This is a genomic window from Kitasatospora sp. NPDC059160, assembly GCF_042755465.1.
In the GTDB taxonomy this organism is placed as follows: Bacteria; Actinomycetota; Actinomycetes; order Streptomycetales; family Streptomycetaceae; genus Kitasatospora.
Map to the genome: position 1 here is coordinate 55,021 of NZ_JBHZCN010000049.1, position 13,430 is coordinate 68,450.

The window sequence follows — 13,430 nt, forward strand, 5'->3', positions numbered from 1 at the left end:
CCCGTACCCCGCACCCCGGGCGCCCCCCCCTCCCCCCCCCCCCCGCGGCGGGGCGGCCCCGGCCGGTTCTGGGGGGGCGGCACCCTCCCCCCCCCCACATCCCCCGTCCTCCGCCCCGCCGGCGGGTACGTGGCCCCCGGGTCCTGAGGTTCGGCCACCACCGGCGGGGCGGTCAGCACCTCGTCCAGCCGGGCCCGGGCGGCGCGGCTGCGCCGGCGGGCCTGGACGGCGAGCGGCATCCCGGTGACGGCCTCGAAGGCGGCCAGCGGGGTGAGCACCACGACGGCCAGGCAGACCGGGGCGAGGGCGCCGTCGCGCACCCCCTGGATGCCGACGGCGGCCGCGGCGACCACGGTCAGCCCGGTGAGCAGGGTGATCAGCCCGGTGCCGAGCGCGGTGGTGGCGGCGGAGCGGGCGGCGAGGCCGGTCAGGGCGGCGTCGGCGCTGCGGACGGCGGCCAGTCGGGCGGGCAGCGCGCCGGCCACGGTGAGTTCGGCGGTGCCGGTGAGGCCGTCCACCACGGCGGTGGCCAGGCGGCCGCGGGCGGGGGCCTGGCGCTGCTCGGCGCCGGCCGACCAGCGGGCGGCCAGCGCGGGCACCAGCACTCCGGCGAGCAGCAGTCCGAGGCCGAGCACCAGCCCGGCGGCGGGCAGGAAGGCGCCCATCGCGACGGCCGAGGCGAGCGCGACCACGGCCGCGACGGAGGCGGGCAGCCGCCAGCGCAGGTGGTGGTCCTGGATCGCGTCGACGTCGGCGACCAGCCGGGAGAGCAGGTCGCCGCGCCGGAAGGCGGGCAGTCCGGCGGGGGCGAGCACGGTCAGCCGGCGGTACACGGCGGCCCGCAGGGTGCCGAGGGTGCGCAGCACCGCGTCGTGGGAGACCAGCCGTTCGGCGTAGCGGAAGACGCTGCGGCCGATGCCGAAGGCGCGGACGGAGGTGACGGCCATCATCAGGTAGAGCACCGGGGGCATCTGGGAGGCCCGGGAGATGAGGTAGCCGGAGGTGGCCATCAGGGCGACGGCGCTGCCCAGGGCGAGCGCGCCGAGCAGCACCGACAGGGCCAGCCGGGGGGCGGCGGGTTCGGCCTCCGGCTCCTCCGGCGCGGCGGGGGCGGGGGTGGGCTCGCCGGTGTGGGCGAGCGGCACGACCGGGGCCGGGGCGCCGGCGGCGGAGGCGGAGGCGGCGACGGGCCCCGCCAGCCGGATCCGCTGCTCGGCGACCGCCAGCAGCGCCGGCCGGTGGGCGACCACCAGCACGGTGCGCGCCGGGTCCTCGGCGAGGGTCCGGACGGCGTCCACGACGGCCGCCTCGGAGTCGCCGTCCAGGTGGGCGGTGGGCTCGTCGAGGAGCACCAGCGGCCGGTCGTCGGCGAGCAGGACCCGGGCGAGGGCGAGGCGCTGGCGCTGGCCGGCCGAGAGCCCGGCGCCGTCCTCCCCCAGCTCGGCGTCCAGGTCGGTGACGAAGTCGAGCGCGTGGGCGGCCCGCAGCGCCGTCCACAGCTGCGCGTCGGGGGCCTCGGGGCGGTGCAGCCGCAGGTTGTCGGCGATCGTCCCGGCGAACAGGTGGGGGCGCTGGGGCACCCAGGCGATCTGCCGTCGCCAGCTGTCCGGCTCCAGGTCGGCGAGGTCGTGGGTGCTGCCGTCGGCGGCGGTGATCCGGACGGTGCCGGCCTCGGGGGCGGTGAGGCCGAGCAGGACGGCCAGCAGGGTGGACTTGCCGGCCCCGCTGGGCCCGGTGAGGGCGGTGCTGGAGCCGGGGCGCAGGGTGAGTGCGGCGCCGTCCAGGGCGGGCAGGGCGCGGCCGGGGTGGCGTACGGTCAGGCCCTCGGCGGTGATCACGGCGCCGGTGAGGTCGGGGGCGGGGCGGGTGCCGGCGGCGGGCAGCGGGGTCTCCAGCACCCGGAAGATCTCGTCGGCGGCGGTGAGCCCCTCGACGCTGGAGTGGTAGAGCGCGCCGACCTGGCGGATCGGGAAGTACACCTCGGGGGCGAGGACCAGGATCAGCAGCCCGGTCTCCAGGTCCATGCTGCCGTCGACCAGCCGGAAGCCGACGGTGACCGCGACCAGGGCGACGGAGAGGGTGGAGAGCAGTTCCAGGGCGAAGGAGGAGATGAAGGCGATCCGCAGGGTGCGCAGGGTGGCCTTGCGGTAGTCGGCGGTGATCCTGGCGATGGTGGCGGCCTGGGTGCGGGCCCGGTTGAACACCTTGAGGGTGGGCAGGCCGGCGACCACGTCCAGGAAGTGGTGGGAGAGCCGGGCCAGGGTGTTCCACTGCCGGTCCATCCGGGACTGGGTGGCCATCCCGATGAGCACCATGAACAGCGGGATGAGCGGCAGCGTCCCGGCGATGATCGCGGCGGAGGTGAGGTCGGCGCCGCCGATCCGCAGCAGCACGATGACCGGCACGACCACGGCGAGCGCGAGCTGCGGCAGGTAGCGGGCGAAGTAGTCGTCGAGGGCGTCGATGCCGCGGGTGGCGAGGGTGGTGAGTTCGCCGGTGCGCCGGCCCGCCAGGTAGGACGGGCCGAGCGCGGTGGCGTGGTCGAGCAGCCGGCGCCGCAGGGTGGACTTCACCCGGGCGACGGACCGGTGCGCGGTGAGTTCGGTGAGCCAGCCGACCAGCCCGCGGCCGACGGCGGTCAGGGCGAGCAGGACCAGCGGGGTGGTCAGTTCGCCGAGGCCGGCCCCGCGCTGGAAGGCGCGGACCACGATCTCGGCGATCAGGCTCGCCTGGGCGACCACCAGGACCGCGCCCGCCCCGCCGAGGAGCACGGATCCGGCGAGGAAGGCACGGGTGGTGCGGGCGTGCGCGAGCAGGCGCGGGTCGACCGGCTGCACGGCGTCAGGCCCGGTCGGCCGGGGCGGCGGGCTGCTGACCGGCCTGGTGGCCGGGGATGTGCTGGACCCCGATCCGCTTGCGGAACACCCAGTAGGTCCAGCCCTGGTAGAGCAGCACCAGCGGGGTGAAGACGGCGGCCACGATGGTCATCAGCTTGAGCGTGTACGGCGAGGAGGCCGCGTTGGTGACGGTCAGGCTCCAGTCCGGGTTGAGCGTGGACGGCATGACGTTCGGGAAGAGCGCCAGGAAGAGCATCGCCACGGCGGCCACGATGGTCGCCCCGGAGAGGATGAACGCCCAGCCCTCGCGGCCGAGTTGGTTGGCCGCAAGGGCGCCGGCCAGGGCCAGCACCGCGGCCACCAGGGCGGCCAGGCTGCGTCCGTTGCCGCTGTCCGCCTGGGTCCAGACCAGGAAGGCGAGGGCGAGGACGGCGGCGGCCAGGCCCGCGTACCGGGCAGCCCGGCGGGCCCGCTCACGGATCTCGCCGACGGTCTTGAGCGCCGCGAACACCGCGCCGTGGAAGGTGAACAGGGTGAGCGTCACCAGCCCGCCGAGCAGCGCGTACGGGTTGAGCAGGTCGGCGAGGCCGCCGACGTAGTTCTTCTGCGCGTCGATGTCCACGCCGCGGACGATGTTGGCGAAGGCCACGCCCCACAGGAAGGCCGGCAGGAGGGAGGTCCAGAAGATCGCCTCCTCCCAGTTGCGCTGCCACCGGGCGCCGTCCCGCTTGGCCCGGTACTCGAAGGCCACGCCGCGGACGATCAGGCAGACCAGGATGGCCAGCAGCGGGATGTAGAAGCCGCTGAACAGGGTCGCGTACCAGTCCGGGAAGGCGGCGAAGGTGGCGCCGCCGGCGGTCAGCAGCCAGACCTCGTTGCCGTCCCAGACCGGGCCGATGGTGTTGATCAGGACCCGCCGCTCGGCGGTGTCGCGGGCGAGCGGCTTGGTGAGGATGCCGATCCCGAAGTCGAAGCCCTCCAGGAAGAAGTAGCCGATCCACAGGACCGCGATCAGCACGAACCAGACGTCGTGGAGTTGCATGACCCTAGGTCTCCTTTCCGTGGGTCAGTACGGTTCAGTACGGGTTCAGTACGGGTTCAGTAGGCGAAGGCGAGCGGCTTGTCGGCGTCCTCGTCCGCGGCCGGGCCGCGCAGCGACGGGTCCTTGGCCGGGGGCTGCTCGGTCACCACCGGGCCCGCCTTGGCGTACTTGACCAGCAGCCGGACCTCGACGACGGCGAGGATCGCGTACAGCGTGGTGAAGGTGGCCAGCGCGCCGATCTGGGTGCCGATGCCGACGTTCGGGGAGACGGCGCTCGCGGTGGTCATCAGGCCGAAGACGGCCCAGGGCTGACGGCCCATCTCGGTGAAGATCCAGCCGAAGCTGTTGGCGATCAGCGGGAAGCCCATGGTCAGGATGCCGATCCGCCAGCTCCACTTGGTGAGCAGCGGCCCCATCTCCTTGGACGGGGTGAGCATCAGCCGGGGCACCTCGGTGTCGCCGGTGCGGAACTCGGGGCGCAGCAGGAACTTCCGGCGGGTGGTCCAGAGTCCGATCAGGGCGGCGACGAAGGAGGTCATCCCGAAGCCGATCATGAAGCGGAAGCCCCAGTACGTCACAAAGACGCTCGGGATGTAGTCCTTGGGGTCGCCGCCGTGCGCGGCGGCCTCGGCGGCCGCGGTGTCGTTGATGCCGGGCACGGAGGAGCTGAAATCGCTGTGGGCGAGGAAGGAGAGTATCCCGGGGATCTCCAGCTCGACCGAGTTGTGGCCCTTGCTGACGTCGCCGACCGCGAAGATCGAGAACGGCGCGGGCGACTGGGTGTCCCACAGTGCCTCGGCGGCGGCCATCTTCATCGGCTGCTGCTCGAACATGACCTTGCCGAGGGTGTCACCGCTGAGCGCGGTGCCGGCGCCGAAGACCACGGCGAGGACCAGGCCGAGCCGCAGCGAGGTGCGCATCACGGCGGTCTTCTTCGGGTCGGCGCCCTCGGGCTTGCGCTTGGCCTTCCAGAGGTGGAAGGAGGAGATGCCGACCATGAAGGCGGCGCCGGTGAGGAAGGCGGCGGTCAGGGTGTGGAAGACGACGGTGAGGGTGGTGTTCTGGAACAGCACCGCGGCGATGTCGGTGAGCTGCGCCTTGCCGGTGGCCGGGTCGATCGCGTAGCCGACCGGGTGCTGCATCCAGGAGTTGGCGGCCAGGATGAAGTAGGCGGAGAGCACGGTGCCCAGCGCGACCATCCACATGCAGGCGCAGTGGATCTTCTTCGGCAGCTTGTCCCAGCCGAAGATCCACAGGCCGATGAAGGTGGACTCGAAGAAGAAGGCGATCAGCGCCTCCATCGCGAGCGGGGCGCCGAAGACGTCACCGACGAAGCGGGAGTAGTCGGACCAGTTCATGCCGAACTGGAATTCCTGGACGATTCCGGTGACGACGCCCATCGCGATGTTGATGAGGAAGAGCTTTCCCCAGAACTTCGTCGCGTGGAAGTACTTCTCCTTGTTCGTACGCACCCAGGCGGTCTCCAGCCCGGCCACGATCGCGGCCAGGCTGATGGTGAGCGGTACGAAGAGGAAGTGGTAGACGGTGGTGACTCCGAATTGCCATCGCGCGATCGTCTCGTGAGCGATTGCCAGTTCCACGTCGCCCTCTCTCCCAACCGGCCCTTTCTCAGGGCGTGTTCCGGACAAACTTCATCTATAGCCGTAGACCGCCGCACACCCGTGCAAGCTTGTCCGCTTGTGAACGTGAACACGTTCACAAGCACAGTATCCACCATCCTTACGGGGGAACCGCAGGTGGGGTGGGGTTGACATCCCTGTGCGGTGCGTCACGGTGTGTGCGGGCGGTGCGCACAGTCTGCGGACCGGCCGGGCCCGGGGCAACGAACGAGCGGGCGGACGGCGCGCCGCTCTTGGCCGAACCGGCGCTTGACAGCGGCACGCCCCGCTCGCGGTCGCGGGCGGGGCGTGCTAGGCGCTGAGCGCCTGCTCGGCTGTGGGCTTGTGAGCGGACCTCGGCTACGGACGGCCGAGGAGCTGGGCGCCCGAGGTCGAGTCGGCCCGGGCGGTGAAGAACTCGGTGAAGCCCCCCACGAACTCCTCCACCGTGATCCGCCCGTCCCCGTCCGTGTCCAACTGGCGGAAACCGTGCGACAGCTCGGCCGGGTCCACCCGCGGGCCGCCGAACACCGCGCGGTACTCGTCGAACTCCAGGAAGCCGCTGCCGTCGGTGTCGGCCGCGGTGAACACCGCCCGCAGAGCGGGCAGCAGCCCCTGCTCCAGGTACGCGTCGTCCCGGTCGCAGCCCGCCAGCGTCCCCGCCACGAACTCCTCCCGGCTCACCTCGCCGTTCCCGTCGGCGTCCATCGCCACCCGCAGCTGCTCCCACCACCCGTCGAAGGCCGCGTACACCCGGGCCTCCGCGGCCTCGTCCAACTCCAGCTGCCAGCACACGTTGTGGGCCATCGCCCGCAGGTCGTGCACGGTGATCACGCCGTCCCCGGTCTGGTCGAGCACCTCGCGGAAGAACCGGTCCACCCGGGAGCCGCGCGCGTCCCGGCGCTGCGGCCGCAGCCGGCGCGGCGGGGCCTGCTCCTCCGGGGCCCGGTAGCGCAGCCGCTCCGGGAGGCGCGGCACGACGATCCCGGCACCGCGGTGCAGCAGCACCGACAGCAGGGCACCCCGCCGGGTCCGGACCAGGCCGAACCGCTCCCGCACGACCGGCGGCAGGTCCGCCACCGTCAACTCACGGAGCAGCCGGGCGACCAGGGACCGGGTGACCCGCCACCCGGCGTCCCCGAGGAACCACAGCCGGCGCGGGCGGGGCGCCTCGTGCAGGATGTCGTCCAGGAGGTAGCGGGCGGCCTCGGTGAACTCCAGCTTCTCGGCGGCGTACCGGGCGAAGTACCCGGGCAGGTCGGCGGCGGTCTTCGGGAGCTCCTCCTCCGGCAGCTCGAAGGCCGCGATCGCCTCCCTGAACTCCGCGTACACCAGCTCCAGTTGGTCCGCGTCGTAGCCGTCCCCGCCGAGCCGCCGCATGGCCGCCACGCACTCGAACAGCGTCAGCAGCACCCACACCCTGGTCGCCGCGTCCCGGGCGTCGTACGCCTGGCCGTCCGGCATCGTGCCGCTGATCCGCTTGTGGGCGCGGTTCAGCCGGGCCACCTCCCGGCGCAGGGCGTCCGCGTCCGCGTAGAACAGCCGCCGGCCACTGCCCAGGGTGTGCTCGATCCGCCGCCACGGGTGTGCCCGGTAGGTGGAGTGCTCGTGCATCCCGGCGCCCACCACCGGATCCGCCGCCTGGAGGATCAGCAACCGCCAGGCGACGAGGGCGATCCGCCACTCGGAGAGGTCCCGCTTGAAGGAGACGGACGTCGGATCAACCACGGGGCTCTCCGGTGATCCCGGGGCCGATCACGAAGCCCTTGGCCGGGCCCTCGGGGATCACGGCCTCCTTGCCGTACGGGATCCGGGCCGCGTACTCGTACGCGCGGCGCTCACGATCCGGCCCGGTGAGGATGGTCACCACGCCGCCGTTCTCGTGATCGTCGATGATCACGTACACCGGGATGCCGGCACGGGCGTAGGCGCGGTGCTTGAGGACGTGGTCGCGCGTGCGGTTCTCAGAACCGGGCGAGACGGTCTCCACGACCAGCGCGACGCTGGAAGCCAGTACGCCCTTGCCCTCGGGATGCTCGACCGATTCGATGTCCTTCGGTGCGACGAACACGTCGGGGATCAAGACCTTGAGTCCGTCGATGACGTTGCAGTCGTTCCCGGGCCTCCATTCACTGCCCCGCAGGTGGAGGAAGAGATCCTCCAAGACCCGGTTGTTCACATCGAAATGACGGCTGCTGCCCGTGGGTGACACCGCGAGGGTCTCCTCGATGATCTCCAGGCGATAGCCCTCAGGCAGTTCCGAGGACTTCCACACGTCCCAAAGCACCTGGTCCAGGTTCACGACGGCCACCTCAGCAACTAGCACGCTCACGAGACACCTCTTCTCCGGTCCAGTGTGATGAGCCTGCGCGATCTCGCACAAGCGACGGCAGCACGGTCGCACACGACCGGAGGGCTGATCGGGTGAATGGCCCGGGGTTCACCCGAACGGGGCGTTTGGGGTGCGGAAACGCGAAACCGCAGGGCAGGCCGGAAGGGGCCTGCCCTGCGGTGGCGGGGGTGCCGGGGTCCGCGTCCTCCTCCCGAGCGGGCGCGGACCGGGTGGGTCAGGAGGTGGGGCGGGCGCCCTTGCGGCGCGAGACGTAGAGGGCGGCGGCGCCGAGGCCGATGGCGGTGGCGGCGCCGAGGGCGAGGTACGGGGTGGCCGGGTTGGAGCCGGTCTCGGCGAGCTCGGTGGCCGAACCGGTGGTCGCTGTGGTGGTCGCGGTGGCGGTCGCGGCGGCGGCCTTGGTGTCGGTGGAGCTCGAAGTCTTCACCGTAGTGGTCGACTTGTCGGTGACCGGGGTGACGGTGCCGGGCTGCTGGGCGCCCTGGTCGGCGGGCTTGTCGGCCGGCTTCTCGGCGGGCTTGTCCGCCGGCTTCTCGACCGGCTTCTCGGCGGGCTTCTCCGCCGCGGCCTTGGCGTCGGCGAGGGCCTTGTCGGCGGTGTTCTTCACGGCGAGAGCGGTCTCGACCGCCTTGTTGGCGGCGTTGATCTTGCGGAAGAGGTCGACCTTGGCGTCGTCCGCCGCCGTGCCGGTGGCCGCGGCGGCCGCCTGGGCCTTCTTCTCGGCGGCGATGGCGGCGTTGGCCTTGTCCATCGCCTTCAGCAGGTCCTGCCGGGCCTTCTCGCGCTCGGCGTCCGACGCCTTGTCGTAGACGGACATGGCCTGGTGGAGCTCGTCCTCGGCGGCGGTCCGGGCCTCGGTGGCCTTCTTGGCGGCGGCCTGGGCCTCGCGGTGCTTGGCGAGGTAGGGCTCCGGGTCGAAGGCTTCGAGCTTGGCCGCGATGTCGGCCTGCTCGGTCTTGGCCTTCTGGTAGGCCTTGGCCGCGTCGGCGGCGGCCTTCTCCAGGGCGGCGATCGAGCCGGTGTCGTTCTGGGCCGGGGCCGCCGGAGCCGACTCCGCGAAGGCGGGTGCCGCGGGGAGGACGGCGGCGGGCGAGAGCACGGCGGCGACGAGGGCGGCCGAGACCAGCGTACGGCGGAGTTTCACCATGACCCCTTTCGGGTCGAAAAGGAAAGCACATACCCTTGCCGGGGCGCCTTCTGACGCTCCGGCAGCGCCGATCATAGGCATACGGATTCTTTGCTCTCCATGCCGGTTTCCGACAATGGGAGGGACGCCGTAATTGCCCGGTCCGCAGCGGAATTGACGAGTCGACAAAGACGGTCGACAAGGGCTCAGGAAACCCGGTCGCCATTCGTGGGCAGTTCGACCCGGAACGTAGCGCCGGCGCCCGGGGCGGTGTCCAGGGTGAGGGTGCCGCCGTGGGCGCGGGTGAGGGCGGTGGCGATGGCGAGGCCGAGTCCGCCGCCGCCGCCGTTGTCGCGGCTGCGGGAGGCGTCGACCCGGTAGAAGCGGTCGAAGACCCGCTGGGCCTGCTCCTCGGTGAGGCCCGGCCCGGTGTCGGCGACCTCCAGCAGGCAGACCCCGTCGGGCCCGCCGCCGACCCCGATCCGCACCGGGGTGCCGGGCGGGGTGTGCTTGACGGCGTTGCCGACCAGGTTGGTGACCACCTGCCGCAGCCGCGCCTCGTCGCCGAGGACGGGCGCCGCTCCGGGCGCGCCGGTGCCGGCCGGGCCGGTGAGGGCGACCGGGCGGCTGGGGTCGAGCGCGGTGAGGTCGTGCAGGGCGTCGGCGGCGAGGGTGCGCAGGTCCATCGGGGCGAGGTCGAGCGGGCGTTCCTCGTCGAGCCGGGCGAGCACCAGCAGGTCCTCGACCAGGGTGCCCATCCGGACGGCCTCGCTCTCGATCCGGCTCATGGTCCGGGTGACGTCCGCCCCGGTGGGCAGCGCGCCCATCCGGTACAGCTCGGCGAAGCCGCGGATGCCGGCCAGCGGGGTGCGCAGTTCGTGCGAGGCGTCGGCGACGAAGCGCCGCATCCGGGCCTCGGACTCGGCGCGGGCCGCGAAGGCCGCCTCGATCTGGGTGAGCATGCCGTTGAGCGCGACGGACAGCCGTCCGACCTCGGTGCCGGGGGAGAGTTCCGGCATCCGGTGCGAGAGTTCGCCGGCCGCGATCCGCGCGGCGCCCTCCTCGATCCGCCGCAGCGGCCGCAGTCCCGCCCGGACGGCGAAGAAGCCGAGCGCGGCGATGAGCAGCAGGACGCCGCCGCCGATGGCCAGGAAGGAGGTGCTCAGCCGGCCGACGGTGGTGTCGATGTCCTCGCGGGAGACGGCGACCATGACGTAGGTCGGGGTGCTGACCGGGGAGGCGAACACGCCGGGCCCGGGGGTCGGCGTGCGCGGGGCCTGGATCGGCAGCACCAGGACCCGCCAGCTGTGGTGGCCGCGCTGGTCGGGCAGGTCGAAGGGGGTGTCGGGGGCGGTCTGGGTCGGGTCCAGGCCGCCGAGTTGGGGAGCCGGGTCGGTGTCCGAGACGGGCTGGCGGAGCGAGGTCTGGACCTTGCCGTCCGCGGACAGCCACTGCACCAGGTACTGGCTGGGCAGGCTGATCCGGCGCCCCGAGACGACCGGCTTGCTGCTGCCCGGGGTACTCACCTGCATCGGCGCCTTGCGGGACAACGGCACGCCGTAGCGCTGGAGTTGCTCGTCCAGCTGCTCCACCAGCTGGGCCCGCACGGCGCCCAGCACGAAGGTGTCGCTGACCGCGAGCCCGGTGGTCACCAGCACGAGGGCGAGGACCAGGAGCCGGGCGCGCAGCGACAGCCGGGAGGTGAAGCGGGTGAACACGGGCCGGCCCGTCAGCCCTGCGGGGGGCGGCGCAGCGCGTAGCCGATGCCGCGCACGGTGTGGATCAGCTTGGGGCCGTGCGCCGGGCCGGAGTCGAGCTTGCGGCGCAGGTAGGAGATGTACGACTCGACGATGGAGAGGTCGCCGCCGAAGTCGTAGGCCCAGACGTGGTCGAGGATCTGCGCCTTGGACACCACCCGGCCGACGTTGGCCATCAGGTAGTGCAGCAGCTTGAACTCGGTCGGGGAGAGCGCGACCGGGGTGCCGGCCCTGGTCACCTCGTGGGCGACCGGGTCGAGGCTGAGGTCGGCCACCAGCAGGCGCCCGTCCTCGGCGGGGCCGCCGGCCCGGCGCAGGATCGCCCGGATCCGGGCGATCAGCTCCTCCAGGCTGAACGGCTTGGTGACGTAGTCGTCCGCGCCCGCGGCCAGGCCCTGCACCTTGTCGCCGACGCCGTCCTTGGCGGTGAGGAACAGCACCGGCAGGTGGTCGCCCGGGTGTCCGTGCGCGGGCCCGGCTATCTGGCCCCGGTTGGTGCGCTCGCGCAGCTTCTCGACGACGGTGAAGCCGTCGAGGTCGGGCAGCATCACGTCGAGGACCACCAGGTCCGGACGTTCGACGGCGATCAGTTCCAGCGCTTCCGTCCCGCTCGCGGCGGAGGCGACCCGGAATCCGGAGAAGCGCAGCGAGGCTGCGAGCAGTTCGCGGATGTTCGGCTCGTCGTCCACGACGAGGAGGAAGGCCTCGCCCTGGCCCCCGGCCACGGCGGGGCCGCCCGGTGTGGTGACAGTGCCTTGCACGGGGGTTCCGCCTCCCGGTCGGACGATGACGTTCAGCATGAGGCTAGCCCCCGGAGGCTATGCGGCATGGATGAATGTTGGATTAACACCTTAACGGTCGGTTTTGCGGTGACAAGCCCCCTGGGGTGGGGCTCGGTGGTGTGCGCACGGGCCGGTCACGCCCCCGCCCGCCCGCGGCGACCGCGGACGGCGGCGGGCGGCGGCGAACCGCGGCGGGCGGCGGCGGGCGGTCGGACGGGGTGCCGCCCGACCGCGCACACACTCTCGGCTCAGTGCTGGGCGAACTGGCCCGGCCGGTAGTCCCCGGCGGGCTGGCGGATCATGACGTTGCCCCGGTTGAAGGCGTTGATCAGCGCGATGACGCAGACCAGCGCCGCGAGCTGCTCCTCGTCGTAGTGCTTCGCCGCGTTCGCCCATGCCTCGTCCGTCACCCCGCCCCCGTCGGCGAGCCGGCTGCCCTGCTCGGCCAGCTCCAGGGCGGCCCGCTCGGCGTCGGTGAAGACGGTGGCCTCGCGCCAGACCGCCACCAGGTTCAGCCTGGTCGCCTCCTCCCCCGCGTGCACGGCGTCCTTGAAGTGCATGTCGACGCAGAACCCGCAGCCGTTGATCTGGCTGGCCCGCAGCCGCACCAGCTCCTGGGTCGCGTACGGCAGCGTCGAGTCGGCGATCGGCTGGTTCGCGGCGATCAGGTGCTTGTAGACCTTGGTCATGACCGGGTTGGCGAAGGGGTTCAGTCGGGCTTCCACGGTGTGCTCCCTCGGGTTCGGCACTTCCTTGTCGTTCTCTTGGACAAGGTGGCCGGGCGCCGTGTGACACGCCTGACGGTGACCCCCGTCACACCTCCGTGCCCTCCGCGTCCTCCCCGCCCAGCGGCTTCGCGTGCAGCACCTCGCGGCCCTGTTCGGCGGCGCGGGCGATCGACTCGGAGACGAAGTCCAGGAAGCGGGCGATGTTCTCCAGCCGGTTGCCCGCCGGGGTCCCGCCGCCGAGGATGCCGACGCCCTGCCGGGCGGTGTCGACGAGCTGGGCGGTGGCCTGGGCGCTGACCATCATCGAGCGGTACCAGATGTCGTCGTCCACGAAGTAGCGCTCGCGGCGCCGCTCGTCGCGCTCCCGGGTCACCATGCCCTGGCTCTCCAGGAAGGCGATCGACTTGGAGATGGTCGCCGGGCTGACCTGGAGGCGCTCGACCAGCTCGGCGGCGGTGAGGCTGCCCGCGTCGGTGAGGTAGAGGCAGGCCAGCACCCGGGACATCATCCGGGGCATGCCGGACTGCATCAGGACGGCGGTGAACACCTCCTCGTACGCGTGCACCGCCTCGGCGTCCCGGCCGTGCGGCTGCGGGGTGGCGCCCGGACCCTGGGGCGCGGACTGCCGCCGGCGCTGGGCGCGGTGTCCGGTGGCGCGGTGGGCGAGGTCGGCGCGGTAGGTGGCGGGGCCGCCGTTGCGCATCACCTCGCGGGTGACGGTCGAGGTCGGCCGGTCGAGGCGCCTGGCGATCTCCGCGTACGCGAGGTCGTCGGCCAGTCCCAGCGCGATCTGCTGGCGTTCCTGCTGGGTGAGCCTGCCGCCCGGCATCGCGGCCTCCTTCGGGATCGATGGTCTCTGCGCTCTCCGTCCACGATAGCGTCCACCGTCAATCCATTGCAACGAAAGGCGGCCCGGGCTCGTTGCATTCCCCGCAGGTCTCTGGCGCTGATCCCTGGCAACCTACCTGCGAAAATAGGATTCTCTTGCCGCGATGCGATGAGCAGAACGATGAACGCAACGTAGCTTTTCCTACGTCAGAAACCAAGGGGCCAAGAGTGGTCCCGCAGCGCCGGCGTCCGGGCCCCGGTGGGGAGATATTCGACACCCCCGCCCGGCTGATGGCCGCGCTCTTCCCGGCCCTGCTGCTGGTGCTCGCCGAGGGGCTGCGCCGGGGCCTGCGGTTCGCCT

The 13,430-nt window shown here is 72.4% G+C and carries 9 protein-coding genes and 1 pseudogene; all 10 read right to left on the reverse strand.

The features are described from left to right. Positions 1-2,837, reverse strand: a pseudogene (gene cydD, locus ACFXOZ_RS21840) (thiol reductant ABC exporter subunit CydD); the annotation flags it as partial. Positions 2,838-2,841: 4 nt separating this feature from the next. Further along, positions 2,842-3,879 (reverse strand): cytochrome d ubiquinol oxidase subunit II, encoded by a 1,038-nt coding sequence (gene cydB, locus ACFXOZ_RS21845; RefSeq protein WP_380526194.1) that lies wholly within the window; start codon positions 3,877-3,879, stop codon positions 2,842-2,844. A 56-nt stretch (positions 3,880-3,935) separates the two neighbouring features. Next, positions 3,936-5,480, reverse strand: a complete 1,545-nt coding sequence (locus ACFXOZ_RS21850; protein WP_375895324.1) for a cytochrome ubiquinol oxidase subunit I — start codon at positions 5,478-5,480, stop codon at positions 3,936-3,938. Between the two features lie 378 nt (positions 5,481-5,858). After that, positions 5,859-7,226: an oxygenase MpaB family protein gene (locus ACFXOZ_RS21855; RefSeq protein WP_380592126.1), complete on the reverse strand. Its 1,368-nt coding sequence runs from the start codon at positions 7,224-7,226 to the stop codon at positions 5,859-5,861. Continuing rightward, positions 7,219-7,800, reverse strand: coding sequence for a Uma2 family endonuclease (locus ACFXOZ_RS21860; RefSeq protein ID WP_380526190.1), 582 nt, complete (start codon positions 7,798-7,800; stop codon positions 7,219-7,221). The genes ACFXOZ_RS21855 and ACFXOZ_RS21860 overlap by 8 nt, the downstream gene beginning before the upstream one ends. 265 nt (positions 7,801-8,065) lie before the next feature. Beyond that, a complete protein-coding gene (locus ACFXOZ_RS21865) occupies positions 8,066-8,995 on the reverse strand; it encodes an LAETG motif-containing sortase-dependent surface protein (protein WP_380592128.1) in 930 nt (309 codons plus the stop codon). A 185-nt stretch (positions 8,996-9,180) separates the two neighbouring features. Further along, positions 9,181-10,692, reverse strand: coding sequence for a sensor histidine kinase (locus tag ACFXOZ_RS21870; protein WP_380526186.1), 1,512 nt, complete (start codon positions 10,690-10,692; stop codon positions 9,181-9,183). 11 nt (positions 10,693-10,703) lie between these two features. Beyond that, complete coding sequence (locus ACFXOZ_RS21875) at positions 10,704-11,492, reverse strand: response regulator transcription factor (RefSeq protein WP_375895337.1); 789 nt, start codon at positions 11,490-11,492, stop codon at positions 10,704-10,706. A 269-nt stretch (positions 11,493-11,761) separates the two neighbouring features. Then, entirely contained in the window at positions 11,762-12,238 is a 477-nt protein-coding gene (locus ACFXOZ_RS21880; protein ID WP_375895897.1) for a carboxymuconolactone decarboxylase family protein, read from the reverse strand. Positions 12,239-12,326: 88 nt separating this feature from the next. Then, entirely contained in the window at positions 12,327-13,070 is a 744-nt protein-coding gene (locus ACFXOZ_RS21885; protein WP_380592131.1) for a helix-turn-helix domain-containing protein, read from the reverse strand. Between the last annotated feature and the right edge of the window lie 360 nt (positions 13,071-13,430).